Origin of the sequence: Sporocytophaga sp. (genome assembly GCF_017745095.1) — a bacterium.
Taxonomy (GTDB): Bacteria; Bacteroidota; Bacteroidia; order Cytophagales; family Cytophagaceae; genus Sporocytophaga.
This window is the reverse complement of the sequence record NZ_JAGHZZ010000003.1, coordinates 315,634-342,270: the sequence shown is the minus strand read 5'-3', so window position 1 is coordinate 342,270 and position 26,637 is coordinate 315,634. Positions and strand designations below refer to the sequence as shown.

At 36.1% G+C, this 26,637-nt stretch carries 26 protein-coding genes; 10 read left to right on the top strand and 16 right to left on the bottom strand.

From position 1 onward, the window contains the following. Nucleotides 1–157: 157 nt before the first annotated feature. Nucleotides 158–2,728 (bottom strand): Ig-like domain-containing protein, encoded by a 2,571-nt coding sequence (locus J7604_RS06640; RefSeq protein WP_293892947.1) that lies wholly within the window; start codon nucleotides 2,726–2,728, stop codon nucleotides 158–160. Between the two features lie 32 nt (nucleotides 2,729–2,760). Between J7604_RS06640 and J7604_RS06635 the strand changes: the two genes are divergently transcribed. Further along, the gene (locus tag J7604_RS06635) at nucleotides 2,761–3,003 is read left to right on the top strand and encodes a hypothetical protein (RefSeq protein WP_293892944.1); all 243 of its coding nucleotides are present in this window, start codon (nucleotides 2,761–2,763) and stop codon (nucleotides 3,001–3,003) included. A gap of 9 nt (nucleotides 3,004–3,012) precedes the next feature. On the opposite strand, the gene J7604_RS06630 is transcribed toward J7604_RS06635, so the two are convergent. The 5 genes from J7604_RS06630 to J7604_RS06610 all read right to left on the bottom strand — a co-directional run bounded on the left by J7604_RS06630 (nucleotide 3,013) and on the right by J7604_RS06610 (nucleotide 7,703). After that, nucleotides 3,013–3,207, bottom strand: coding sequence for a cold-shock protein (locus J7604_RS06630; RefSeq protein WP_028981335.1), 195 nt, complete (start codon nucleotides 3,205–3,207; stop codon nucleotides 3,013–3,015). Between the two features lie 103 nt (nucleotides 3,208–3,310). Then, nucleotides 3,311–4,060 (bottom strand): penicillin-insensitive murein endopeptidase, encoded by a 750-nt coding sequence (locus J7604_RS06625; RefSeq protein WP_293892941.1) that lies wholly within the window; start codon nucleotides 4,058–4,060, stop codon nucleotides 3,311–3,313. A 129-nt stretch (nucleotides 4,061–4,189) separates the two neighbouring features. Next, nucleotides 4,190–4,645, bottom strand: a complete 456-nt coding sequence (locus tag J7604_RS06620; protein ID WP_293892938.1) for a cold-shock protein — start codon at nucleotides 4,643–4,645, stop codon at nucleotides 4,190–4,192. A 152-nt stretch (nucleotides 4,646–4,797) separates the two neighbouring features. After that, nucleotides 4,798–5,745, bottom strand: a complete 948-nt coding sequence (locus J7604_RS06615) for a zinc-dependent peptidase (protein ID WP_293892935.1) — start codon at nucleotides 5,743–5,745, stop codon at nucleotides 4,798–4,800. 479 nt (nucleotides 5,746–6,224) lie between these two features. Further along, nucleotides 6,225–7,703 carry a glycine--tRNA ligase gene (locus tag J7604_RS06610; protein ID WP_293892932.1) on the bottom strand — a complete coding sequence of 493 codons (1,479 nt, stop codon included), beginning with the start codon at nucleotides 7,701–7,703 and terminating at the stop codon, nucleotides 6,225–6,227. Between the two features lie 648 nt (nucleotides 7,704–8,351). Between J7604_RS06610 and hemH the strand changes: the two genes are divergently transcribed. Then, the gene (gene hemH, locus J7604_RS06605) at nucleotides 8,352–9,377 is read left to right on the top strand and encodes a ferrochelatase (protein WP_293892929.1); all 1,026 of its coding nucleotides are present in this window, start codon (nucleotides 8,352–8,354) and stop codon (nucleotides 9,375–9,377) included. A gap of 61 nt (nucleotides 9,378–9,438) precedes the next feature. Here hemH and rsmI read toward each other — a convergent pair whose 3' ends face one another. Further along, nucleotides 9,439–10,128, bottom strand: coding sequence for a 16S rRNA (cytidine(1402)-2'-O)-methyltransferase (rsmI, locus tag J7604_RS06600; protein ID WP_293892926.1), 690 nt, complete (start codon nucleotides 10,126–10,128; stop codon nucleotides 9,439–9,441). Next, the gene (locus J7604_RS06595; RefSeq protein WP_293892923.1) at nucleotides 10,129–10,362 is read right to left on the bottom strand and encodes a 4a-hydroxytetrahydrobiopterin dehydratase; all 234 of its coding nucleotides are present in this window, start codon (nucleotides 10,360–10,362) and stop codon (nucleotides 10,129–10,131) included. It lies immediately after the preceding gene. A 343-nt stretch (nucleotides 10,363–10,705) separates the two neighbouring features. Between J7604_RS06595 and J7604_RS06590 the strand changes: the two genes are divergently transcribed. Both J7604_RS06590 and J7604_RS06585 read left to right on the top strand, forming a co-directional pair. Beyond that, the gene (locus J7604_RS06590; protein WP_293892920.1) at nucleotides 10,706–11,401 is read left to right on the top strand and encodes a ceramidase domain-containing protein; all 696 of its coding nucleotides are present in this window, start codon (nucleotides 10,706–10,708) and stop codon (nucleotides 11,399–11,401) included. A 154-nt stretch (nucleotides 11,402–11,555) separates the two neighbouring features. Next, nucleotides 11,556–12,503 carry a DUF2167 domain-containing protein gene (locus J7604_RS06585; protein WP_293892917.1) on the top strand — a complete coding sequence of 316 codons (948 nt, stop codon included), beginning with the start codon at nucleotides 11,556–11,558 and terminating at the stop codon, nucleotides 12,501–12,503. 117 nt (nucleotides 12,504–12,620) lie between these two features. Here the strand turns inward: J7604_RS06585 and J7604_RS06580 are convergent, their stop codons facing one another. Then, nucleotides 12,621–13,391, bottom strand: a complete 771-nt coding sequence (locus tag J7604_RS06580) for a T9SS type A sorting domain-containing protein (RefSeq protein ID WP_293892914.1) — start codon at nucleotides 13,389–13,391, stop codon at nucleotides 12,621–12,623. A 254-nt stretch (nucleotides 13,392–13,645) separates the two neighbouring features. Between J7604_RS06580 and J7604_RS06575 the strand changes: the two genes are divergently transcribed. Continuing rightward, nucleotides 13,646–14,998 carry a sigma-54 dependent transcriptional regulator gene (locus J7604_RS06575; protein WP_293892912.1) on the top strand — a complete coding sequence of 451 codons (1,353 nt, stop codon included), beginning with the start codon at nucleotides 13,646–13,648 and terminating at the stop codon, nucleotides 14,996–14,998. On the opposite strand, the gene J7604_RS06570 is transcribed toward J7604_RS06575, so the two are convergent. From J7604_RS06570 to J7604_RS06560, 3 genes are all read right to left on the bottom strand, one after another. Continuing rightward, on the bottom strand, nucleotides 14,995–17,589 hold the full coding sequence (locus tag J7604_RS06570) for an ATP-binding protein (RefSeq protein ID WP_293892909.1): 2,595 nt from the start codon (nucleotides 17,587–17,589) through the stop codon (nucleotides 14,995–14,997). The genes J7604_RS06575 and J7604_RS06570 overlap by 4 nt on opposite strands. 121 nt (nucleotides 17,590–17,710) lie before the next feature. Beyond that, entirely contained in the window at nucleotides 17,711–17,869 is a 159-nt protein-coding gene (locus tag J7604_RS06565; RefSeq protein WP_293892907.1) for a hypothetical protein, read from the bottom strand. Between the two features lie 255 nt (nucleotides 17,870–18,124). Beyond that, nucleotides 18,125–18,313 (bottom strand): hypothetical protein, encoded by a 189-nt coding sequence (locus tag J7604_RS06560; protein WP_293892905.1) that lies wholly within the window; start codon nucleotides 18,311–18,313, stop codon nucleotides 18,125–18,127. A gap of 249 nt (nucleotides 18,314–18,562) precedes the next feature. Between J7604_RS06560 and J7604_RS06555 the strand changes: the two genes are divergently transcribed. Continuing rightward, nucleotides 18,563–18,859: a hypothetical protein gene (locus J7604_RS06555; RefSeq protein ID WP_293892902.1), complete on the top strand. Its 297-nt coding sequence runs from the start codon at nucleotides 18,563–18,565 to the stop codon at nucleotides 18,857–18,859. A 137-nt stretch (nucleotides 18,860–18,996) separates the two neighbouring features. Here the strand turns inward: J7604_RS06555 and J7604_RS06550 are convergent, their stop codons facing one another. Next, entirely contained in the window at nucleotides 18,997–19,428 is a 432-nt protein-coding gene (locus J7604_RS06550) for an Rrf2 family transcriptional regulator (RefSeq protein WP_293892899.1), read from the bottom strand. A 404-nt stretch (nucleotides 19,429–19,832) separates the two neighbouring features. Between J7604_RS06550 and def the strand changes: the two genes are divergently transcribed. Genes def through J7604_RS06535 form a run of 3 tightly spaced genes read left to right on the top strand, consistent with a single transcriptional unit; the run spans nucleotide 19,833 to nucleotide 22,301 of the window. Then, the gene (gene def / locus J7604_RS06545; protein WP_293892896.1) at nucleotides 19,833–20,381 is read left to right on the top strand and encodes a peptide deformylase; all 549 of its coding nucleotides are present in this window, start codon (nucleotides 19,833–19,835) and stop codon (nucleotides 20,379–20,381) included. A 1-nt stretch (nucleotide 20,382) separates the two neighbouring features. Next, the gene (locus J7604_RS06540; RefSeq protein ID WP_293892893.1) at nucleotides 20,383–21,534 is read left to right on the top strand and encodes a methionine aminotransferase; all 1,152 of its coding nucleotides are present in this window, start codon (nucleotides 20,383–20,385) and stop codon (nucleotides 21,532–21,534) included. Then, nucleotides 21,522–22,301 (top strand): amidohydrolase, encoded by a 780-nt coding sequence (locus tag J7604_RS06535; protein WP_293892890.1) that lies wholly within the window; start codon nucleotides 21,522–21,524, stop codon nucleotides 22,299–22,301. The genes J7604_RS06540 and J7604_RS06535 overlap by 13 nt, the downstream gene beginning before the upstream one ends. Here J7604_RS06535 and J7604_RS06530 read toward each other — a convergent pair. Continuing rightward, on the bottom strand, nucleotides 22,265–22,681 hold the full coding sequence (locus tag J7604_RS06530) for a hypothetical protein (protein ID WP_293892887.1): 417 nt from the start codon (nucleotides 22,679–22,681) through the stop codon (nucleotides 22,265–22,267). The two genes, J7604_RS06535 and J7604_RS06530, sit on opposite strands and share 37 nt — an antisense overlap. Nucleotides 22,682–22,868: 187 nt before the next feature. Here J7604_RS06530 and murF point away from each other — a divergent pair, with 187 nt between their 5' ends. Next, the gene (murF, locus tag J7604_RS06525; protein WP_293892884.1) at nucleotides 22,869–24,152 is read left to right on the top strand and encodes a UDP-N-acetylmuramoyl-tripeptide--D-alanyl-D-alanine ligase; all 1,284 of its coding nucleotides are present in this window, start codon (nucleotides 22,869–22,871) and stop codon (nucleotides 24,150–24,152) included. A gap of 19 nt (nucleotides 24,153–24,171) precedes the next feature. Here the strand turns inward: murF and J7604_RS06520 are convergent, their stop codons facing one another. Next, nucleotides 24,172–24,870 (bottom strand): porin family protein, encoded by a 699-nt coding sequence (locus J7604_RS06520; RefSeq protein WP_293892881.1) that lies wholly within the window; start codon nucleotides 24,868–24,870, stop codon nucleotides 24,172–24,174. Nucleotides 24,871–25,000: 130 nt separating this feature from the next. Continuing rightward, nucleotides 25,001–26,635: an L-glutamate gamma-semialdehyde dehydrogenase gene (gene pruA, locus J7604_RS06515; protein WP_293892878.1), complete on the bottom strand. Its 1,635-nt coding sequence runs from the start codon at nucleotides 26,633–26,635 to the stop codon at nucleotides 25,001–25,003. Nucleotides 26,636–26,637: the final 2 nt, after the last annotated feature.

The following is a 26,637-nucleotide window of genomic DNA, read 5'->3' as shown; positions in this document are numbered from 1 at the left end:
GAAAAAAGAAATTAGAAATGTTTGAGTTAGAATTTGTCTCATATTCCTTTCGTTAAACTTGTTCAAAAACAGTAATTTATAATTTTGTTTGTTGGAATAAAAAAAGGGCTTTTCATTACAAAAAGCCCTTTCAGGAATTAATTAAATTGGTAAAACTTTATTTAACTATTTTGTGTATATAGCTTCCGCTTTCTGCTATAATGTTTACGATGTAGATTCCGTTTTTTAGATTTTCTCCCACAATAACTTCAGTAACATTCTGTCCTTCTCCTGAAGCTACTTCTCTACCTGTCATATCGATCACTTTGAAAGATGAAATTGTTTCTTTTGTATCCAATGAAACAGCAGTCTGACTTGCGTCTGGAAGTGGAATAGCCATCACTGAGGCCCTTGTACCGCAACCATTTGTAGATATCACTTTAGTATATTCTACATTGTAAGGGTAAGCCGTATAGCTTAGTAGAGCAGTTACCGTTACCGATGAAGCGGCATATTGATTGAACGTAACATCGAAGTATCTTCTGTCATAATAATCAAAAGAAATGGTTGCATCCGAATTGGTGTATGCAGTGATGTTTACAGGATTAGAATATTCTGCATAAACCCGAAAATTATAAGGTATTCCTTTAATCGCACACGAAGGTCCTGACAATCCATATGATTTTACTGTAAATGAATTAACGGCGGAAAAAGTGCGGCCATTTCTGTTGTCTACAGCCTCTGCTCTTATATTATAAATACCAGCTATGTAAGTATCGATATAGACTGAATAAGGAGCAGTATAGTCAACACCAACTATTGTATTGTCTTTATAGAAATAAACAGCAGTAATTGTTCCGTCATTATCATAAGCATTAGCTGTTACTACTGTAGAAATTGCCGGATCTAGAATAGCACCATTGATAGGAGAGGTCACAGAAACCGTAGGCAGCTGATTGGGTGGGGCAACAAGTACAGTTATTTCATAATAATTTTGCCCTCCTTGATTGTCAAAAGCTATAGCTTTGTATATCCTGGTTCCACCCGGAGCATTGCTATACACAAAGGAATATGGTGCATTAATATCAGAGCCGAGTAATGTTGCTCCGTCATAAAAATCAACTCTGGTTACAGTACCGTCAGGATCACTCGCAATAGCTGAAATAGTGATAGGAGTTCCGATAAGGATATCAGCGCCCTCTGAAGGAGATGTTATAGAAATTGTAGGTATTTTGTTATTTACGGAGTTGCTTATACTTCCTACCAGAGAATAGTATCCTAGCGAACCAAAATCAGAATATCCATCAATTGCAGGATCCCCATGACCAACGCCATCTACTATAAGGAAATAAGTTCCTGCAGGTACCAATGTATCGATATAAGCACTTAGCCCTTCCAGATCAGATACTGCTATTGTATTGCCTGCAGAGTTTTTAAGTGTAAGGGAAATATCAAGGTTAGGATAGTATGGGTCAGGATTTGCAGCTATCTTCACGCTTCCACCTAAGGTATTAAAATAGAAATAATCAACGTCATCTCTCTTTTCTATGACACCATTGTTGTCTGACGAAGAAACAAAGCCAGAGCTGCTATAAACAAGCTGCTTTGCCAAAGAAGGTATATTACCACTTTCGTCAGTTTTAAATGAAAATCCATTATATGAAGTAATAATATTGATGTCGTCCTGATATGAATTGTTGGCATTGTTGTACTCGCCTTTGCTGAATTGTACAAGATCTTTGGAATAACCTACACCCATGATCGGGGCCCAATTTCCCTGTCCTCCATAATATTCCTCATATGGATTGTTCACCCCATCGTGATATAATCCTAATGTATGACCTATTTCATGGGAACCGGCTTCCCCAGCATATTTTGAAGTTGCTAAGAAAACCCAACATGGGGTATCAACATTCATAGGAAAAGAACCTATGCGGGCATACCCTCCATATCCCGGAGCAGCATCGTTGGTCGGAGTGAATATGACCCGTACTCTTTTGTTTATTGGAGTAGCTAAAAACACTGCGGAATCGGTGGTGATGTTGAGGTTAAATGGTCTGTAATCTTCACTTATTAATCTCCACGCTTGTTCTATTTCTGTTTCATTAAGTTCGGAAGGTAATGCATCTATGGGAAGGCCTCCATTCCAGTATGGATCAACGACATATTGTCCGTCGAAGTCAAGGTATACAACATATTCTGAAGAAGGAAGGCTTTGTAAATTGTATACGTATGATCCAAAAGGAGCTACAAAAGATGAAGAAGTTTGAGGGCCACCCTCTGCAGGGACTGGCGTTTCTATACAAACAACTTTATTTATATCGACTTCTTTTGCATACACATTTTCATTTTTAGTATAATACTCATAAGCTTTTTTCTCATTAAGTATGAGTACCTCACCTTTCAGATTATTTTCCTCGAATGTCAGGTTAAAGGTAGACTTTGCATTGTCTTTAATTTTACCTGCAATTGTATTAGAGGTACCTGATATCTTGTCGTAATGTATATCAACTGTAAGCTTCTTGCCATTAGACAATGGAAGTAAAGTTGGACTATTTTTTCTTTTCTTGTTAGCCGACTTCAATTGTTGTTGAAATTCAGATACGGAACCAACGAATGTTCCTTCATTTTCTTTGTTCTGTGCATTTGCGAGAGAGAAAGCACTGAAGATTGAAAGGGATAAGAGAAATTTTTTTGCCAGAGCCGTAGGATTGCTTTCCGGCAGTAGTTTTGGAATAGCTTTTAGCATAATAAATATGGTTAGTTGAAAATTTTATGCTAATGAAGAGAGAATTAAAATATTCCTCAGTTACAAAAGTTACACAGACAAGAAAAATAAATAAGAGGTTGCAACCAAATGTGGGCGAGAGATTCGGTATGGCCAATGTTAATTGTTTGAGAATCAAAAAAGAACTGCTTCTGGTAGTCCAATGGAAAATTTATACTAATAAAAATAAAAAGACCAACTTATTAGGTTGGTCTTCTCCTACAATTACTAAAGCTTTAAAGAATATATTCCTTTAAGGGGATTTCTTAGTTTACTAATTGAACGTTCACGGCATTCATGCCTTTTCTACCTTTTTCTAGATCAAATTTAACTTGATCGTTTTCACGAATCTCGTCTATAAGACCTGAAGAGTGAACGAAGATGTCCTCACCGGACTCTGCTGATTTAATAAACCCAAAACCTTTTGAGTTATTAAAAAATTTAACTGTTCCTTGCATTATTATGTATTTATGAAATTAAAAACATTTTCAACGGTAAAATGTTCAAAATGTGCTTACATTTTTTTCTTTTACTGTAATTAAATTTTAAAACCGTTCAAACGCTTTATTTCAGGATCTCAAAATCTATATGAAAATGATCATCATGTAGACTATTAATCAAAGGGGTAAGGCTATTGACGAGGTAAATATTACTTTGTTTTAGTTTTTTCCCGTGAGGGGTGGCAAAAATAAGACTTTTAAATTCAGTTTTGATAATTACTTTCTGAATTTTATATCCATTATTTCTTGCGGATGTTTCTAGGGAGAGAATTTGTTGGGCAACCAGATCAAAATCAATGGAAATGCTCTTGTCTCCGCTGTATTTGCCTTCATTGTCAAAATCAAGCCAGTAATGGCTTGATCCTATCGTATCGAGCCCATAAAAAACCTTATTGCCCTTAACTAAAGGCATCATAAAATCTATGCTTAAGCCATTTTGATGTGTTCTGTGTGGGAAAATTTTACCACCATTTTTATTACTGCATTCCATGATGAAAAATTTTCTATCCGGGATTTCTTTCTCTAGATGCTTATAAGAAGCTATCACAACAGTTCTTATCTTATCATTTAGGAATGCGCGGTTGTTGATATAACTGGTAGTATCAAAGTATTGGTAATTGGTTCCCTGAAAAGGGAATAGTTTTCCGTTGATCAAAGTTCCACCAGATACAGTGCCGCTGGAAGTGCTTGGAGTATTGTTCTCTTTATTTCCAGAGATATAAACTTTGATTTTGTCTGAAGATTGGCCCTGGCCAAATACAGAACAGCTGATACCTAATAGTAGTAGTAACACTAGCTGAAAAAGCTTACTCATAAAACATTTTTATGAGCAGCTCATCCGCAAAATTCAAGCCTGATTGTACTTTTCTTTTCTCAGGGAAATAAATCTGAACGCCTAAACCGGCAAAGTAGAAGCAGTTGGGTAAATATCTCAAAACCGGATTTATGATTTTTTTACGCTTACAGCGTTCAGGCCTTTTGGAGTATTTATCGTTTCAAAAGTAACTCTGTCGTTTTCTTTTATTGGTTCTTTTATGCCATTGATGTGTACAAATATACTTTCCTGGGTTTCAAGATCCTTGATAAATCCATATCCTTTGGACTCATTAAAAAAGGTTACTTTACCTTTTCTCAAAGGTTTTGGTTCATCACGATTCAGGTTTCTTGCTACACCGATCTGTATATCATCCTGATTAATGACTGTTTTCTTTTTATTCGGGTCAGGAGGAACTGATGTAATGTTGCCATTTTCATCAACATAAGCCATCATATCCTCAAGGCTTTGACCTTTATTGGAATGAGCTTTACGTTCTTTACTTTTCTCTTCCTTTTCTTTCTTCTTTTGTTGTTTTTTCTTTTCTACTTCTTTTTTGTTAAATGTTTCTTGAGATTTACCCATAATTTATTTTAAAATATTTAATGTTGGCAACTTTGTGAAGATTTCTAATCTGAATATATCCGGTTGAAATTGGACTAAGATTGCAAGCCTTTTTTTAGAAGATTGTTCAGAATTAATCACAAAAATACAAGTTTTTTATGATTTGTATAAATTTAACTAATTTTCCTGCCTTTTACAAAAAGGCTTTTGGTAAAAGAAGCTTTAGCCTTTAATGTTTTAAGGTTTGGCAATTCTTTTATTGCCTGATTAAGCAAAAGCATCAGCTTTCTGTTTTCCGGAGGATAGAAATAGAATTTCGCATTCTGAAGCGCCTTGCCTGGGTCTTGTTTCAGTAATTTTGAAAGTGATGTATAAAGTCCTGGAAGCTGCATTTTGAACTCCTCGGGTTTTTCAAAGAAATATTCAACACATACAGCAAAGAACTCATCTTCATTATTAAAAGCGTATGGTCTGAGAAATCTGGTTTTGCTCGTTTTAATTTTCTTTAATTCCTGACGACTTATTTTTCCCCATTCTTTCAAGCTTTCATGATCAAGTATTTCTTCTTGAGGATGATGAAGAGCATCTTCAATCTTTAATGCATGAGCCATTTCGTGCAATCCCAGGTTGAACCCATCTTCAGGCCTTTTGTAACCATATAGAAAGTCTTCCCATGAAAAAGCTATAAATCCGCTAAGGCTCACTTCGCCTTTGTGCCTTTTGCCATTTGAAGAAAGATAGTGTGAAGGGTATATCAGGATTTTAGGAAAGCTTACAAATCTTACCGGTGCAAAGCCGAAAGTCAACTGAACTCCACAAGCTGCTATAAGTATTTGCATTTCTTCTGTAACCTGCGGAATCCCTTTGGGAATAAATTCTTTATGAATAAGAAAATTCCGTACTCTTTTCTCAAAATCAATTTTCTGACTTCCGGATAGATCTCTATAATATTTGAAGTTTTTAAGAAGAATATCTCGCTGTTTTCTTGTAAGTCTCTTATTAATGCTGACTGTCTCCAGGAAAGGATTTATGATAAGTGCATACAAGCCGAGACTAAACGTACCAAATAAAAATACTGCGATGCCTAGTATATAAAAGGTAACAGTTATATATGTTTCCAAGTCTTAAACCTTTAAGTTAATAAGACCCGCAGACGCGAGTTTTTGTTTAAAAGCTGAAAAGAGCTGAATGCTTAAAGCTGATATCTCTTTTAAAAGCTACTTTAAATTCGAATCTATGCTCTTTTGGAATTAACCTTGTTTTAATCTGATATAATTTAACTCTATTCTATGAAAAGGAGAAACTTTTGGTCGAAAAGTGAAGTTTTGGCGGGTTTTCTGTAGTGACGCCATGTGTGGCGTCTCAAATCGTGATAATGTGCTATAATCTAGATTTTGCTGAAAGTAATGCTCATTTCAAGTGAAAATTTCAGGAATTGGAATAAAATGTGACTATAATTATGGATAAATAATTTTTATGGGAGGCAGATAGAGAGACGCCATGCATGGCGTCTCTACAGGTATTTGGTTAATTGCGTAATAATAAAAAAAGGAGGCATTAAATGCCTCCCTTCCACTTAAAACGTATTACCTAATTATTTTCACACCAATTGCTCAAGAATTCTCTTGAATGAAGTGGCTTTTCTTATTTTCTTTCTTAATTCGCTGATCGGAACTCTCTCTTGCTCCATTGTATCACGGTAACGGATAGTCACCATGTTGTCATTCAATGTGTCATAATCTACTACAATGCAGAATGGAGTTCCTATCAAATCCTGGCGAGTGTATCTTTTTCCGATTGCATCTCTTTCTTCATAGATAACATTCATATCCATTCTAAGCTCTTTGAAGATTTCCTGAGCTTTCTCCGGTAGACCATCTTTTTTAACAAGAGGGAATATAGCTGCTTTTACAGGAGCCAATGCCGGGTGTAATTTCAGATAAACTCTTTCTTTCTGATTTTCGCCTTCGCCCACTGTTTCCTCTGTATATGCATTGCAAAGTACTGCCAGGAATGCTCTGTCTGCTCCGACTGAAGTTTCAACTACATATGGCACGTAGTTTTTATTCAGTTCATTGTCGAAGTATTGAAGCTTTTTCTTGGAATATTTTTCATGATTGCCAAGATCGAAGTCTGTTCTGGAGTGGATACCTTCAATTTCTTTAAATCCGAAAGGAAACTCATATTCGATATCTACCGCTGCATTAGCATAGTGAGCAAGCTTCTCATGATTGTGGAATTTCAGCTTGCCTTCAGGTAAGCCGATCGCTTTATGCCATTTCAATCTCACCTGTTTCCACTCTTCATACCATTTCATCTCTTCGCCCGGACGAATGAAAAACTGCATTTCCATTTGTTCAAATTCCCTCATACGGAAGGTAAATTGACGAGCAACAATTTCATTTCTGAAAGCTTTACCGATCTGGGCAATACCAAAAGGAATTTTCATTCTTCCGGTTTTTTGAACATTCAGGAAGTTTACAAATATACCCTGAGCTGTTTCAGGTCTAAGGTAAATGGTACTTGAATCATCAGCAACTGCACCAACCTGAGTTGAAAACATTAGGTTGAACTGTCTTACTTCGGTCCAGTTAGATGTTCCAGATACCGGGCATTTTATTTTTTCTGCTATGATAAGATCCTGTACGCCTTTCAGATCATTTGCTTCAAGAAGGCGAGCAAGTGATTTCACTAAAGCATCACCTTTGGCTTTATCTCCGCTCTTTTCATATTCCGCTGCTTTATCCTCAATAAGGACGTCAGCTCTATATCTCTTTTTGGAATCTTTGTTGTCGATCATCGGATCGCTAAAGCCGTCTACGTGACCTGATGCTTTCCATGTAGTCGGATGCATGAATATTGCAGCATCTATACCTACCACATTATCATTCATCTGAGTCATGGCTTTCCACCATGCAGCTTTGATGTTGTTTTTTAGCTCAACTCCATTTTGTCCGTAATCATAAACAGCTTGAAGTCCGTCATAGATTTCACTTGAAGGAAATACAAATCCGTATTCTTTTGCGTGTGAAATGATATTTTTAAAGGTGTTTTCTACCTGCGCGCTTACTTTTTCCATAGCTGCAAAGATATGTAAATGATTTGTATTATAGGAAATTCAATTTTACAGATTTTTCATAGTAATCTGTTAAGAATTTCCTTCAGCTTTCCCTACATAAGACTTCTCCTTTAAATTAATAGTTCCGGAAAATGCTGGAAGGACAAGTTTCTCTTTATCAGAAATTCGGAAGGAAGGAGAAATGACTCAGGAGTGTCTAATGAAGCTCTGGATATTCTCAAGGGATTTTGAGGAGTTCCCACGAATGGTCAGTGGGTTCCCACGAGAGATTTATAGAGTGTCACGCAGGATTCGGAACATTCCACGGAAGAACACGGAGTTTCCACAGGTGTCCGGAAATACCCACGGTCGCTCTGGAAGCACCCACAGGTAATCAGTGGGCCCCCACAGATGGGAGTGATTTTTCCACGGAAGAGCCGGGAGTTCTCCCAGCACCTCAGGGACTCCCATGGGACTTCCGTGGAGCCCCCTGAATATCTCGGGAACATCTCGCGAAATGGTCTCCTTTATTTTCTGAGATAGTAAAATGCTGTTAAGCCCTGAAATTGAATAAAACAATTGAAAGCAATTTTTTTTGGAAGCAGAAGAGATTTTTATGGGATGGGAATAAAATCCTTCGAAATTCCCTGCTTTTAGTATTTTTGCCGCATGAATAAAGTAAAGAAAACAGCAGTTTTCCTAATCAACCTGGGAACACCTGATAGTCCGTCGGTTCCCGATGTCAGAAAATATTTAAGGGAGTTTTTGATGGATAGAAGGGTAATTGATATTCCTTTCCTTAACCGTTGGTTCCTGATTAATTTTATAATTGCTCCTTTCAGAGCGCCCAAATCTGCAAAAGTTTACAAGGAACTATGGACAGATGAAGGGTCACCTTTATTAACTTACGGTCTTGAAGCTCAAAAGCTTTTACAGGCGAAGTTGAATGAAAATTTCCAGGTTTTTTTTGGAATGAGGTATCAAAACCCATCGATAGAAAAGGCTGTAAAAGAAATGGAAGGGAAGGGCTTTGAAAAGATTGTGATTCTGCCTCTTTTCCCTCAATATGCCAGCGCATCTACAGGTTCAGCCGTGGAAAAAGCAATGGAATACATCAATAAATGGGAAGTTATTCCGGAAATTAAAATCGTAGCAAATTTTCCTAATCATCCATTGTTCATTAAGGGCTTTGCTGAAATCGGAAGAAAATATCTGGAAAAGGATAAGTTTGATCATGTCATTTTTACTTACCATGGACTTCCTGAAAGACAAATTAAAAAATCAGCAGTGCAGAGTTATTGTCAGCTGAACGATAAATGCTGCTCAAAATACCATTCCAAGAATTATTACTGTTACAGGGCGCAATGCTATGAAACAACACGTCATTTGGTGAAGGAACTTGGTCTTGAAGAAGGGACTTACTCAGTTGCATTTCAATCAAGACTAGGGAAGACTCCATGGATTAAGCCATATACAGATGATCTTATAAAAGAGCTGGGAGCGAAAGGAGTAAAAAGGGTATTGGCATTTTCTCCTTCATTTGTTGCAGACTGTTTGGAAACAACTATCGAAGGTGGCGTTGAATACAGAGATATGTTTAAAGAGCATGGAGGAGAGCATTGGCAGTTGGTGGAGAGCCTGAACAATCATCCGATGTGGATTGAATGTATGGAGGATCTGATCCTGAATAATTAAATCTATTGTTTCAGAAGGATTGGATAATTATAAAAATAAATAATTATCCAATCCTTATTTTTTATTCATATTCTCTTCCCGCAACAATCATTACAATTTCGCCTTTCACTGTCTTTTGAGAAAAATGTTGCTTTATTTCTTGCAAAGTTCCATTCACTGTCTCTTCGTATAATTTTGTAAGTTCCCTGGATACGGAAGCTTTTCTTTCCGGTCCAAACACTTCTTCGAATTGCTCAAGAGTTTTTAATAAACGATGAGGAGATTCATAAAAAATCATTGTGCGTTCTTCGGGAATCAAGCTTTGCAGACGGGTATGTCTTCCTTTTTTATGTGGAAGAAAACCTTCAAAGGTAAACCTGTCTGATGGAAGTCCTGATTTGACTAAGGCCGGTACAAAAGCAGTAGGTCCGGGAAGGCATTCTACATCTATGCCATGCTTAAGCGATTCTCTTACTAGTAAAAAACCAGGATCGGATATAGAAGGTGTACCAGCATCAGAAATGAGTGCTACAATTTGACCTTCTTTTATTTTATTTACTATACCTTCAACAGCTTTATGCTCATTAAAAATATGATAACTCTGGAGTCGATTATTAATTTCGTAATGTTTTAATAGGTGGCCACTTGTCCTGGTATCTTCTGCAAGGATAATATCAGCCTCTTTAAGAATTCTTAAGGCTCTCAAAGTAATATCTTCAAGGTTGCCTATTGGGGTGGGTACTAAAATTAATTTTCCCTCTTTTTCTTCCATCTAATTATTAAGCCGATCTATAGCTTCGGCAAGTTTTCTGTCTTTTTCAGTTATTTTATTTCCCGCACTGTGTGTGGTCAGCTGAATATGTACTTTATTCCAGGAATTGGACCAGTCCGGATGATGATCCATTTTTTCCGCCACAAGTGCCACTCGTGCCATAAAGGCAAAAGCTTCGGAGAAGTTTTTAAAAGTAAAGGTCTGTTCCAGTTTGTTGTCTTTTTCCTGCCACATGAAAGAATTTTTTTAAGTGAAACTTCAATATCGGGTCAAACCAATTTACAGCTGTGAAGTTAAAAATATTGATTTGAAAAGCAGAGGTGCTGTTTAAAATTAACTGGGATTGGACATTTAAAATGCTTTAGGCAAATCAAAATATGTGTTTTTAAATTAAGAAATGGATTTAAGGATAGACAGAGTTTTTCAATAGTCTATAATTAATTAGATTAAAAATAAATGGAAAAATGCCGTAAAATAGCCCGTTGGAAAAAATAATCGTAAGGAAATTTAATAAAAAGGAAATAATCTTTCCAGGATTAATGTTTAATATTCTGAATAATTAAAGGACTTAAATATTTTGCCAAACTTTCACGAAATATTGTCGGATGGAGGTCCGGTTTATGCAGAAACCAACCTGAGCAACATTATTGCTGAACCTTGGAACGCACTTTCTTCACTGGCGTTTCTGATTCCCGTCGTTATATGGCTCATAAGGATTCAGGGGAATTACAAAAAGCATGCATTTCTTACTTTTTGTCTGCCACTCCTATTTTTGGGAGGACTAGGAAGCACTCTGTTTCATGCTTTCAGAGCTTCTTCTCTTTTACTTCAGCTGGATGTTCTTCCGATTGTATTGCTGACATTTTCTGTCAGTGTATATTTCTGGTACAGGATTTTAAAGACGTGGTGGAAAATAGCTCTTGCCATGGCTCCATTTATTCTGATAAGACTTTTTGTATATAAGCTTGTAAAACTTTCTGGCCATGACCTTATTAATCTGAATTATTTTGTGACCGGAGTAATGATATTTTTGCCTTGCTTGATATTATTGATAAAAACTAAATTTGTGGGCATTACAGATTTAATTTTATCTTGTCTGCTAATGATTCTGGCTCTTTATTTTAGGGGAGCGGATTCCGGAAACTTTACCCTTTTGCCGATGGGAACTCACTGGCTTTGGCACGTAGCATCTGCTGCAGGTAGTGGATTTTTAGGGAAATATCTTTATGATCTGAACTCAAAATATTTACAGTCAATAGAAAATAAAATTTGACAATAGCCCAATTTTGTTTGGGAAAAATTATTTTTGCAAATCTCTGTATTTGGGTGAAAATCAGTTCCTTTTAATCTCAGAGATTAACTTTTTACATTTTTTCTCCTTTGTGCATCATGAATTTTCGTAAACCATTTTTATAAACATATCCATTATGAGAAAACTTTACTTTCTTTTTTTTATCTGTTTCTTGTTTCCCTTTCTGACCTTCTCCATTTCTCCGGAAGAAGAGGAAGAGGCGATGGAAGACACACTTTCGACCATGCTTTATCTTGACAGTCTTGAAAATAGCTTTAAATATCAGACTGGTCTGGTGAAAATTAAAGATTATGCTACGATAAAAGTGCCGGCAGGTTTTAAATTTCTCGATGCAGAACAAAGTATTTATGTATTACATTCTTTATGGGGCAATCCGGAAGATCCTACCATTCTTGGATTGCTTTTTCCTGAAGATATGGGTCCAATGCATCCGGATAGCTGGGCAATTTCTGTAGAATATTCCGAAGAGGGACATATAGACGATGATGATGCAGAAGATATTGACTACGATGAGTTGTTGACAGAAATGAAAAAGGATGCGGAATCTGCCAATCCCGGACGCGTTCAAGGTGGCTATGAACCTATACATTTGATTGGCTGGGCTGCAAAACCTTATTATGATGCAGAAAATAAAAAACTTCATTGGGCAAAAGAAATCCAGTTTGGAGACAGTGCCACAGGGGTGAACACGCTAAATTACAATATTAGGATATTAGGGAGAAAAGGATATCTGATGCTTAATGCTATAGGAGGCATGTCTCAGCTTGGAGCCATTAATAAAGATATCGATAAGGTGCTTGCGAGTGTTGAGTTTACGGAAGGATATAAATATTCTGACTTTAATCCGGAAATGGATAAAGTTGCGGCTTATGGAATTGGAGGGCTGGTTGCAGGAAAAGTCCTTGCGAAAGTTGGATTCTTCGGAATTTTGGCAAAGTTTGGTAAAGTAATTATTCTTGGTATCGGAGCTGCTTTAACTTTTATCTGGAAGTTTTTTACAGGAAGAAGGAAAAATAAAGTTGACGAACTACCAGAGAACAACGGACAACCAAATCTATCTTAAAAAAACTGTCTCCGGGTATTTTGGAGTTGCAAGGCTCGACCTGCAACTCCATTATTTTAATTATAGGGTCCTGCTATTTCTGGAATCAAAAGTGGTTTTACCTTATTGCCGGGCAGATCAATTTTTTATTACTTTAATTGTCCCTATAAAATTGTCTTTTCTCAAAACCACGATATAGAGCCCTTCCGGTAAATTCGTTATATCAATAGCCCGGACCTGGGTAGCTGAAAGAAGACGCTTTCCGAAAGTATTATAGACAGAAAGCTCATCTACATTATTCTTTAGAATCAGTGAAGAGGTTACGATATTACTTCCTAAAATTTCAGCGATCTTTATATCAGTTATTGCATTCACCTCATAAATAAGTTCAAGTTCGTCAAAAGAAAAATCGCTGTTGTTCTGTCCTGCAAATTCTATTTGTATCGATTTAGCTTCTTCTAGATTATCATAAGTTAGTGGAAGTTCTATGTTAGTAAATGAACCTGCGTCAACTAAAAAGGAGCTGCCATGTCCAATGATATCACTTGGGTTCACGGCCTCATATGTTTCTAATGAAAGTACATTTACATCAATTTTCCCACCATTGCCCTTATACCAAAAAGATATTTTGGATGGCTTTGCAGAAAAGGGCGCATTATACTTGAGTAGACCTCTTCCAATAATTCGTGCTCCAGCTCCAGTTTTCCCTTGATCATCTTTTAGAATGAAACCGGAGCAGACTTCTTCAGGGTTGAAACAACTTGTAGATGCCATCCAATTTCCACTAGGTTTTTTTCTACCAGAATTGTCATCAAATACCCAAATTTCAAAATTTGAATTTTCAATTTGTTGGGCAGAAAGATTTAGCGAAGTAAAAAACAATGCAAACAGAAGTAATTGTGTTCTCATAGAAGTATTTTATAAAAAAGCAGATAGATACTTTAAATGTACCCTCAGGGATTTGATTGTTAAAATTTTTGTTAAAAATCCGGCCAATTCCTAAAAGATTATTGACAAAATACAATATGTAAAAAGCCTTATCGTATCTTATATCAGGAGGTTAAGTGATTTCGATTTAAAGTGCTATGCTTATAGTGTCTTAACCTTTTCCTAATTTGATATTTTTTTTTAAATTTAAAGATCATTAAAGACTAATAATTGGTTTGAAACACATACTGGTTATAGATGACGATCCTGTGTTCCGCATAATGCTGGAAACATTTCTTACCAAGAATAATTTCTTAGTTACTTCTGTGGGCACTTCTTCTGATGCCCTTAGAACTATAAAAAAAACACTTTTTTCCCTTTGTCTGGTAGATCTAAGATTGCCCGATATCAATGGTCTTGAGCTCCTTAAGGAGATAAAAAATCTGACACCAGACCTCCCTTTAATTTTAATGACAAGTTTTGTAGATGTCAGAACTGCTGTAAAAGCAATAAAGTCTGGCGCTTATGAGTATATTACAAAACCTGTTAATACAGATGAATTGATTGTAGCCATTCAATCAGCTTTAAAGTCTGAAGATAAAGCTGTCAAAGAAACATCAACGATAGGGGATACATCATTTTACCATTATGGGAAAAGTAAGTCATCTCTTGAAACATTAAAAGCAATAGAACTTGTCGCTCCTACCAATCTTTCAGTGCTTATTAATGGAGAAAGCGGGACAGGAAAAGAATTTGCTGCTAGGTTAATTCATGCAAGGAGTAAACGAAGTAAAAAACCTTTTGTAGCAATTGATTGTGGAGTATTGTCTGCGGAACTGGGTCCAAGTGAATTGTTTGGTCATGTCAAAGGGGCATTTACTGGTGCCGGTTTTGATAAAACGGGCCATTTTGAGTTGGCAGATGGCGGATCCATTTTTCTTGATGAAATTGGCAATTTGTCCACTGAAGTTCAGGTTATGTTGCTTCGTGTAATTCAAGAAAGACAGATAAGAAGAGTAGGGGCAGGAAAGAGCCAGGATATAGATGTTCGAATTATAGCAGCAACCAACGACAACCTTAAAGATTCGGTAGCCAAAGGTTTATTCCGTGAGGACTTATATCATAGATTAAATGAATTCTCAGTTTTAGTACCTTCTCTTAGAGAACGTAAGGAAGATATAGAAGGATTCATACTCAAATTTATGAAGGATGCTAATAAAGAATTGGGAAAATCTGTTGAAGGTTTTTCAAAGGAAGCAATGGATATAATGGTAAAATATTCATGGCCGGGAAATTTAAGAGAGTTAAAAAATGTCGTAAAGAAAACCGTTTTGATGACGGATTCTGCTGGTCTATCTGAAGTGTCTCCTGAAATTATTCCTTATGAATTGAGAGTTGCATCGGGGATTTCCTCTGAACATACCTTTGGAGGATATGATCTGAAGGCTGCAAGTCTAAAACAGGAAAGGGAGTACATTCTCAGCGTCCTGGAAAAAGTTAAATATAATAAATCGAGCGCTGCCAGAATATTAAATATAGACAGAAAGACACTCTATAATAAACTTAAACTTTTTAATATAGAGATTTAAGATTGGATCAATTTTGCCTTTTCTTTAAGTAAATTATCTATTTGTTTTTTCCCTTTGTAATGAATTTTATTTACCATTTCCTCTACCAAAATTTCATCCGGACGCTCTTTTAGTTCAAGGTAGTTTTCAAGTTCTTTGAGTAGCTCTGTAAGTTCCTGATTTTTCAAGTGGCCAAAGCCAGGAATCATTTTGTGAGCAGCGAATTTTATTTTTCCCCAATCTTTATCTTTTGAATATCCTTCGAGATTTTCTATCTGTGATGAGGCCGATTGAATGAAGGTATCTATCATTACAGAAAGAGCTTGTATATCTCCATCAGAAAACTTAATAAAATCTTCAAGAATGTTTTCCTGATTGTCTGTTAATCCCTCTTCTTTAGATATTGGGTTCTCTTTTTCTGAATGCGGAATAAACTGATAAATTGCCTCAGCCAGCTCATCCTCCTTGAAAGGTTTAAGAACTACTGCATCAAAACTACTTTGGGCTTTCTGGAGTGCATCTTTTACTACATTGGCAGTAGTGGCAATAACAGGAATATTTTTCAGGTCTTTATGACTCTTTAATTTTTTTACAAGATCAAAACCGCTCATACCAGGCATATGCACATCTGTAATGATAATGTCAAATGGTTCCAGCAGGGCAGCAGAGAAGGCTTCCTCTCCGTTAGACACAAGTTTGGCTTTCATATTCCATTTTGAAATAATGGTATGAAAGAGCAATAGGTTAAACTCATCATCTTCGGCTATCAGTATTTTCAGATCCTTAAAGCTGTTGAAAGCAGTAAACTTGGGCTTTGTAACTTGGATATACTCCTCTGCGGAAATCTCATAATCAATAAAGAAATGAAATTCTGACCCTGATCCCAGTTCGCTTTTAACACTGATTTGTCCTCCTTGCATTTCCACTAGTTTTTTGCAAATAGCGAGTCCTAAGCCAGATCCTCCGAATTTCCTTGTAATGCTTGAATCTCCCTGGTTAAACGATTCAAAGATGGAATTTATCTTGTCAGGAGATATTCCTATACCGGTATCAGTAACAACTATACTTACTCTGCAGATATTGTTTTCCAGAGCCAAAGCTGAGCAATGTAACTGAACCTTGCCTTCTTCTGTGAATTTAAGAGCATTGCTTACCAGATTGTAAATTATCTGTTTCAATCTTAAGGGATCGCCATTGAGAAATGGGTAATTAATATTTTCATCATTAAAGGAAAATAAGAGCTCTTTCTCTGCAGCTTTTAAAAAGAAAGAATCATAAACATTTTCAATGATATCTTTTAGATTGAAAACAGTTTTTTCAAACTCTATCTTCCCTGACTCTATTCTTGAAATATCAAGTATATCATTTACCAGCAGCAAGAGATGCGAGGTGGAATTGTTGATTGCCTGAAGAAAATATTTCTGTCTGTTAAGTAAGTTAGTCTGAGAAAGCTGTTCTGTAAAACCCAAGATAGAGTTCAGAGGTGTTCTGATTTCATGGCTCATGGTTGCAAGGAAAAGTTCTTTTGTGCGGGCAAGGTCTTCTGCCTGTGTCTTTGCATCCATAAGTTGATTCTTATGAAAATTACTTCTTTTAACATCACCCATAATCATTAAGCTGAAAATCAAAATGGAGACAATACCTATAATGCCCAATGAAAATATCTTTATCAGAGATTCTTTTACTACTCCTTTTGCTTTAGTAATATTTGTATCGGTTCGTTTCTGTTCTTTGTTTTTCAGGTTTATAATGATTTCACGAATTTTTTCAATGAGTAAATTGTCATTTTCAATAATTTCTGATTCATTTTGTGCAAGTAATTGCTGAGATTTTAAATCTTCATTTTTGAGATGAGAAATTATTTGTACTACTGTCTCTTGTTTTTGGAGCCTAGGCTCCTTTTCATTTTTAATAGTATCAATAATAGTATTGGTTTCCCTGAATACAGTAGGGGTTTGGGAGATTACCGGGAGCGTATCTTCTTTTACTTTTCTTCGGAAAATTTTTTTTACAGAACTCAACAAAGATTTTTTACCTGCTTCATTTTCCTTTATTTCGAGCTCCTTTTCTGCCGCTTCTTCATTTGGTGCTGCTTGCTGAATGATTTTAGTGGTAACTATTTTCTTTGTAACTATATATTGCGGGCTGTCAGGATTTGCATATAATTTACGAAGAAGGCTGGCAGGTATGCTTGCTTCTGGTTTTTTTTCAAAAAGCTTTATTAGTTTCTGATGATGCTTTTTTTTCTCTTCCCATAAAAAAGTCATGTTGTTAAGATCTGCCTCTTCTACACTTAGAGCTTGACTGAGGCTTTTAAGAGAGTCCAGATCATTTTCAACTTCTTTACAATAGTTGGAATAATGGTCAAGATATGTACTGTCTTTGGTTACAGAATAAGCTCTAATATTGTTTTCTATGCCGGAAAGGTCGGCCAGGATATCATTAAGCTTTATGATCTTAGTGTCTGGCTTTGATAAGAAGTTTAGAGAATATGTAAGGTCTTTAAAAGACTGAAATACGATGATTCCGGCAATTAACGCGACTATAACTGCCGACCCGAATCCTAAAAGAATTTTTGTACGAATGGATGATTTAAATTTTTTGGCATCCATAGTAGATGAAGATTGGTCAAGTTTAAAGTTACTTAATTTTTTCCTCTCTTGTGTCTGATAAAAAATAAAGCCATCACTTTGGATGGCCTTATTCAATCATAATTAAAGGGGACTAAAAAAATTATCTTTGAGCCTTCACCATTTCTGGTCTGACTTTAACTTCTTTGGGTTCAATATTGCACTTTAAAATAATCTGCTGTTTCTTATAGCTCTCTTTCACTTGAATTCTTCTTAACATAGTTCCAAACGAAAAGGCTGCAACTACACTTGATGCCAGCATTGGATATTTATTTTAAAGGCCTTGTTGTACTACTTTAGAAAAAGCGTGCCATAATTATAAGAATCTATTAGTCAGTTTGTTGTATTTCTAATCGAATTTTAATGTGTGGAAAAAAACCACAATCTGTGGAGTTTTAATACAATTTGGGGAGATGCATGAAAAGTATTCATTCGGAAAAAAACTAATTTTAATGAAAAAAATAAAGCCATCCATGGATGACTTTATTTAATCATAATTAAAGGGGGACTTAAAAAACTATTTTTTAGACTTAGTTGTGTCACTTACCTCAGGATTGCTCGCTACAGGCTTAGCTTTTTGTTCTTTCTTAGTTGTATCAGTTAAAATACCTGATTGTCCTTTAAGGCTTCCGCTATTCTGAGCTTTGCTTAAAAATACAACACCAGAGAATGCAACAACGAAAGCTAGGGCAGTTAACTTTTTCATAATAATTAAAGGTTTTAAGGGTAATAAATAAATTAATGACAAACAGATATTAGAAAAATATGCCAACTTTTTATGGTGTTGTTTATGAGGGTTTTTGAGTTTGAGCTGACAGAAAAATCCGTTGAAAAATACCACAACATGAGGATTTGAGTCACGCCGAACTAACAAAATTTATTTAATGTTTTGGGAGAAAACGAAGGGAACTTAAGCCTATAACTTACATAACGGAACTAAAAATATCAATCTTCTATGGAATTAATTCACGATCATATCCAGCATAAATTTGTCCTCACCTTCGATGGAAAGGAATTTTCAACTAGCTATAGAATGCTGGGGCATAAATTCTGGGATTTTTATTACACCACTACCCCGACTACTGAAATGGATGAATCTGGAAAAGAGATTCTCCTGAATTATGTACTCGATTTTGTAAAAGCTAATCATATTAAGATAAGGGCAACCTGCCTCTCTGTTCAGGAGTTTTTGGTAAATCATAAAAACTTGAAAGAGGTCTTATATCACCCTTATAGTTTAAAACATGCATAAACAAAATGGAGAACCATTATATTGTTAATCGGGCTTTTCTTCAATATAGAGCTTGAAATAGTCTTGAGGTGGATATAAAAAAAGAGGCAGTCTGAAATTTCAGGCTGCCTCTTTTTTCTTTTAGAAATAAGGAAAATTTAAACTTTTAAACTGTCTTCTCTTTGGATGATGTCTTGTAAGGTACTCTCTTTTAAAATTTTTAAAGTATTATCTCTTACTTCTCTGATAATGTCTCTGAATCCACATAAAGTTTCATCCACACATTCATCACATCTTTCATAATATTTAATACTTACACAGGGAAGAAGTGCAATGGCTCCGTCAAACAAACGAATAATATTAGCAAGATCTACCTCCTCAGGTTTTTTTATTAAATAATAGCCACCGCCTTTTCCTTTTTTGCTATTTAAAATGCCCGCATTTTTGAGCTCTAGAAGTATAGCCTCTAGGAATTTCTGAGGAATACGTTCAGTTTTTGAAATGTCACTAATAAGAATCGGTCCTTTCTGGAACTCTTTTGCTAGTTTGGTGAGGGCCTTGATAGCGTATCTTGTCTTTTTGGATAGCATTATCTATAAACTCTATATGCTTTATTATAATTCCAAAAATGCAAAAAAAACTTATGATTGTTCAGGTCGACTGTCGATTTTTTTAAACTATATATCTATTAAAAAAGGAAAATAAGGGAACTATTCTGAATTTCTTCAGATTTATTATTTAATTTGAAGGTTGAATCTTGCTATTTTCTCAAACAAAATTTGAAGATTCAAGTTTACTTTAATCGCAAGGTCCCCAGGTAAAAAAGTAGCTAAAGCAGGCAGTCTTCTCCCGACTGCCTGCTTTGTTTTATGCAAAGTATACCACCAACTTCAATTGAGAATTTTTAAAATTTATAAATTGTTGTTTTCTAAAAAGAATTTCCCAGGGAATTCTATGATGGATTTGGTTATATTTGTTTTTGCATTAATAATTTATGATATACCCTATAGTAGCATACGGTGACCCGGTACTGAAGAAGCGGGCTGTTGATTTTGAAAAAGGAACTGATTTGAAGCAATTAGTTGCTGATATGTTTGAGACTATGTATAACGCTAACGGAGTTGGGTTGGCTGGTCCGCAAATTGGGCTTAATCAAAGAATATTTGTAGTTGACGGAAGTCCGATGGAAGAGGGATTAGATGATTTCAAAAAAGCCTTCATAAATCCTGAAATTCTAGAAGAAACAGGTGAAGATTGGCCATACGATGAAGGTTGTCTGAGTATCCCAGGAGTCAGGTCGGAGGTTTTCAGACCATTTCAGTTAACTATTCGCTATTTTGATGAAAACTGGGTAAAGCATGAAGAAACTTATGAGGGAATCAGAGCAAGGATAATCCAGCACGAATATGATCACATAGAAGGTGTTCTGTTTGTAGATCATCTTTCTTCAATCAAAAAGAGACTTATGAAAAATAAGCTTACTAATATCAGTAAGGGTATTGTAGATGTTTCTTATAAAATGAAGTTTCCAGTAAAAAAATAACATGATCACCAAAAGTCCGGAATCCAAATTACCCGACATCGGTACGACAATTTTTACAATAATGTCTCAGATGTCAAGAGATTATAATGCTATTAATCTTGCTCAAGGTTTTCCGGATTTTAAATGCTCAGACGAATTGGTCGATTTGGTCACCTTGTACATGAAAAAGGGCTTCAACCAGTACGCTCCAATGATGGGTATTCACACCTTAAGAGAAAAAATAGCTCTTAAGTCTAAAGAGTTGTATGGAGCCAATGTGAATCCGGATAAGGAAGTCACACTCACCTGCGGAGCAACGGAGGCATGTTATACAGCTATTACGTCGATTGTAAAGCCAGGAGATGAAGTGATCATTTTCGAACCAGCATTTGATTGTTATATCCCTGCAATTCAGCTTTCTGGCGGCAAACCTGTATTTGTTGAATTACAATATCCTGATTACAAAATAGACTGGGAGCTCGTAAGGAAAAAGATCACTGGGAAAACCTCTCTGATTATAATAAACTCCCCGCATAATCCTACGGGAGCAATAATATCAAAACAAGACATTAAAGCTTTAACGGAACTTACCAGAGATACGGATATCATATTACTTAGCGACGAAGTATATGAGCATATAATATTTGACAAAGCTGAACATCATAGTTTTCTGAAATATCCGGAATTGCAAGAAAGAAGTTTCGTGATCAGTTCTTTTGGTAAAACTTATCATACTACCGGATGGAGAATGGGATATTGTATTGCACCAGAGCATCTTTCGGCTGAATTCAGAAAGGTACATCAGTACAACACATTCAGTGTCCCTACACCCATGCAATATGCCATAGCTGATTTTCTGGAGAAAAAAGAAGAGTATCTTGGCCTGCCTGATTTTTACCAAAGAAAAAGAGATTTATTTCTGAATTTGATGAGTGGTTCCAGGTTTAAAGGAATACCATCATCAGGAACATATTTTCAATTGATGAACTTCGGAGATATTTCTGAAGAGTCAGATGTAGATTTTGCGGCAAGACTTACAAGAGAATTTGGTGTTGCCTGTATACCGATTTCAGTTTTCTATCACACCAAAAAAGATGACAGCATAATAAGGTTTTGCTTTGCTAAAGAAGATGAAACCCTTGAAAAAGCCGCTAAAAAGCTATGCAGGATCTGAAGATAACTCTTGTTCAAACACCTCTTTTCTGGAAAAACAGTGGGGCTAACCTTGCTATGATAGAAGAAAAGCTCTGGCAGATGAAAGATCAATCTGATCTTATTATCCTTCCGGAAATGTTTACCACTGGTTTTTCAATGGATGCGGCAGAACTTGCTGAACCAATGAACCTGACTACTTTTAAATGGATGAAGCAGATGGCTGCGCAAAAGAAAGCTGTCATTACCGGAAGTGTTATAATAAAGGAGGGAGATAAATTCTATAATCGCCTGATCTGGATGGAGCCAGAAGGCAGTTATGATGTATATGACAAAAGGCATCTTTTCAGAATGGCTGGTGAAGACAACGTTTACACAGCTGGGACCAAAAAACTCATCAAAGAAATAAAAGGCTGGAAAATTTTTCCTTTAGTCTGCTATGACCTTAGATTTCCTGTATTTAGCAGGAATAAAGAAAATGAATATGACCTTTTGATATATGTTGCAAACTGGCCAGCAGCCAGGAATGTAGCATGGAAGACTCTTTTAAGGGCAAGGGCAATCGAAAATATATCTTATGTGGCAGGAGTAAACAGGATAGGGACAGACGGAAAAGATTTGGAATATTCAGGAGATAGCGCAGTGATTGGTCCTGTTGGAGAATATATTGAAGAGTTTCATGATCATGAGGAGGTTAAAACCATAACATTAAAGGCAGAGCATTTAAATGCATTCAGACAAAAATTCCCTGCTCATTTAGATGCCGATTCATTTGAGCTTGAGCTTTGAATGAAGGCAAATAAATCCTGATCATAAGGATTATTAACTTTAATGAAAGATTTCAAAGTGGTCAGCATTTTTTCAACGATTGCATGTTCTCCAATGAGACTCACTGAAAGATGTTCTTTTGATCTCAGCAATGTCTCGCAGAAGGGAATAACTCCTTTAGAAGTATTGTCCAAAGCCTGTATAATTACTAAAGTATTTTTATGCTCTTTCTTATTCTCCTCTAGAATTTTCGAAAAGTAACCATATAGTATGGTGTCACTGTAATTGTCAAAATCAAAAAAAGCTGCAGAGGAGAATTGTTCTTTAAGGCTGGTTAGTAATGTATTTTCATATTGAAAATCCTGACCAGAAGAAATTGAAAAGAATATAATTGTATTCATGGTGAACCTAACTTAATTATGAGCTTTTGGAGATCCTGTTTATCATTAAATCAGTCGCTTTACTTAGCCCAATGCATTGTTTTTATATTGATATATTTTTTTAATGCTAAATCCCTGTCAAATTGAAAACAAAGTAATTTTAAATCCCGTTTTTGCCTAACTTGCCTTTTTAGTTTTGTTAGAAGATATGGAAATAAATCAAATTTATCAGAAATATAAAGAAACAAGTTCTGTTTCTACAGATACAAGGAAGATCGAAAAGGATTGCATGTTTTTTGCCCTTAAAGGTCCCAATTTTAACGGTAATTCTTTTGCTGAAGAAGCCTTGAGGCAAGGTGCAAAATATGCAGTGATTGATGAAGCTCAATTCAGAAAGGATGACAGATTTATCCTTGTAGAGGATGTACTGATAGCATTGCAGCAGCTTGCTAATTTTCACAGAAAGCAATTGGGTATACCAATCATTGCGATAACCGGCTCAAATGGAAAAACAACGACTAAAGAGCTTGTCAATGTAGTGCTTGCTAAAAAATATAAAACTTATGCAACGCGAGGCAATCTAAACAATCATATAGGGATTCCTCTCACACTTCTTGCTATGGATGAAACCATTGAATTGGGAATAGTAGAAATGGGGGCCAACCATCAGAAAGAAATTGAAGGATATTGCAAGATTGCAGAGCCAGACTTTGGTTTGATTACCAACATAGGGAAGGCGCATTTGGAAGGATTTGGAGGTGAGGAAGGTGTTAAAAAGGGAAAGGGAGAATTGTATGATTATCTATTGAAGTCTGGAAAAAATATCTTCCTTAATACTAATGATGAAATATTGAAAAGCATTTCAAAGTTTTCAGCTCCTGTTACTTATCCAAACAAAGGTAACTTTTATGAATGCTCACTTATAGACGCCTCACCTTTTATAAGTTTTAAGACAGAGGATGGCACAATTGTAAATACGCAGCTTTTGGGTGCTTATAACTTCCCCAACATTGCCGGAGCGCTTTGTATAGGAAAGTATTTTAAGGTCCCTGCTGATGCGGCAAATGAAGCTATTGCCTCTTATAATCCTGAAAACAATCGTTCTCAGGTAATAAAGAAGGAAGATCTTACTCTCATATTAGATGCTTACAACGCTAATCCATCTAGTATGAAAGCAGCTATAGAAAACTTTGCAGCAATGTCTACTTCAAATAAGAAGGTTATGGTATTGGGAGATATGTTTGAATTGGGAGAACAAAGTGAAGGAGAACATAGAAACTTAGGGAAGCTTATAGGATCTCTTCAATTTGATTCTGTATTTCTTTGTGGCAAGATGATGCAGTATGCTTCAGAAGAATTTAAATCAGCAAAATATTTTTCGGAGAAAGCTGAGTTGGAAAAGTTTGTAGAAAAAAATAAACTAAAGGACTCTACTGTTTTGATTAAAGGATCAAGAGGTATGGGGCTTGAAACATTAGTCAGACTCATTTGAGTCTGACTAATGTTTTTTTTTATAGTTTATAGTAAAGACCTAGATTAAGACCTGTATTATACAAATACCATTTTACTTCTCCATCCTTATTAGCCCGCGTTAAACTTCTTCGAAATATAGGCTCTATTCTGACTGAAGTTTTTGGACTTAATGGCAGATCCACTCCTACAGATGCAAGCATGCTAACTCCGAATGACTTATAGTAGGAAGTGTTATCGAAAACATATTTTCGATTCTGAATTTTGGTAACTTCTTTGACATCAAGTAATATATTACCGGCAATTCCTCCTGACACAAATAATTGAACATTTTTCTTCAATAAATAAATATTCACTTTTAGAGGAATATCCAGATAATGAAAGTTATAACGGTCTTTTATTGTCGAACCATCTGGATAAAGGGGATCGGGATCGATAGTCCTGGTAATGAATTTTAATGTAAATCCTTTATTAGAGTATAACAAGCCAGATTCTATCGCTATCAAGTTATTTATCCTGTATAATAATCCTATACCTCCGGAATAACTCATTTTAGATGACTGCATATCATTAAATGAGTTAATAAAATCTTTGTCGCTCCCACTAACTCTGAGGTTGCAGTAATCAGGCGATCCGGTTATACCAATATAAAGCCCTTTTTTGTCGTCTTGACCTTTGCTCAGTATTGAATTAAAAATGAATAAGAAAAGTAATAAGCAAAAAGTTTGTATTTGTTTCATGAGATTAGTTTTAAAAATGATTCTGAAACAAATATACTGCCGGAAATTTTTTTACACAAAATAGTACATTAGACTATAATGTTACTGGTGTTGAACACATAAGGTTTTATATACAATGAGAATAACTAACTTAATTCTTCTCCTCCATAAATGGATACTTATAATCTATCGGCGGATTAAAATTCTCCTTAATCACTCTTGGAGAAACCCATCTAACAAGGTTAAGCATAGAACCTGCTTTATCATTGGTCCCTGAAGCCCTTGCGCCTCCAAAAGGTTGTTGATTTACTACTGCTCCTGTAGGTTTGTCATTAATGTAAAAATTACCTGCGGCATTATAAAGGACCTTTTTGGCAAGGTTAATTGCATTCTTGTCTTCAGCAAACACAGCGCCTGTGAGTGCATAAGGTGATGTTGAATTAGCAGTTTCAAGTATGGCCTCATACTTGCTGCCTTCATAAAGATAAATAGTAAGTACAGGTCCGAAGATCTCTTCGCACATGGTTACATATTTTGGATTTTGGGCGAGAATCACCGTTGGCTGAATAAAATATCCTTTCGATTTGTCGAACGTGCCGCCAAAGACGATTTCAGCTTCATCACTCTTCTTTGCCTTTGTGATAAATGAAGTTATTTTGTCAAAAGCTTTTTCATCAATCACCGCATTGATAAGATTGGTAAAGTCTTCTACTGGTCCTGTTTTAATTTCAGCCAGGTCTTTTGCCATAAAGCCTTTTACCTCTGGCCACAACTCTACAGGAATGTAAGCCCTGGATGCCGCAGAACATTTTTGTCCCTGGTATTCAAAAGCCCCTCGCACAAGTGCAGTTGTGAGTGCCTTTGTATTGCAGGAAGAATGTGCTATTACAAAATCCTTTCCACCGGTTTCACCAACTACTCTGGGATAAGATTTATATCTTCCGATATTTTCTCCTATCGTTTTCCATATAGTCTGAAATACCTTTGTACTGCCTGTAAAATGAATACCTCCGAAATCAGGGTGAGAAAATATTACTTCTCCCGCTACAGGTCCATCTACAAAGATCATGTTAATCACCCCATCAGGAAGACCCGCTTCCCTGAAGATTTCCATAAGAACATTTGCAGAATATATTTGAGTATAGGCAGGTTTCCAAACTATCGTGTTCCCCATCAAAGCAGGCGCTGCCGGAAGATTACCGGCTATTGCTGTAAAATTAAAAGGAGTAAGTGCGAATACAAAACCCTCTAGTGGTCTGTATTCGATATGATTTTTTACACCCTCAGGGGAAAAAGGTTGGACCTTATAAATGTCCTGCATGAAAGTTACATTGAATCTCAAAAAGTCAATCATTTCGCAGGCAGAATCTATCTCTGCCTGGTAGACATTTTTGGATTGCCCCAGCATGGTAGCAGCGTTTAGCTTTGCCCTGTAAGGACCAGAGATTAAGTCGGCGGCTTTAAGGAATATCTGAGCACGTTCTTCAGGAGATCTCATTGCCCAGCTTTCCTTCGCTGTCATGGCAGATTTTATAGCCTTGTTGACATGATCGCTTGAACCCTCGTAAAAATAACCGAGTGTATGTTGATGATCGTGAGGAGGAGAAATTTTCTTCTTCGTATCGGTTTTAAAGGCCTTGCCTCCGATAATCATCGGAATGTCCACTACCTTGGCTCTTGCGTCCTTGATTGCCTCTATCAATCGCGCTCGTTCCGGAGAGCCGGGTTCGTAGTCATAGACGCTTTCGTTAATAGCAATGTAGTTTTCAAGATCAAAGGTTTCCATAG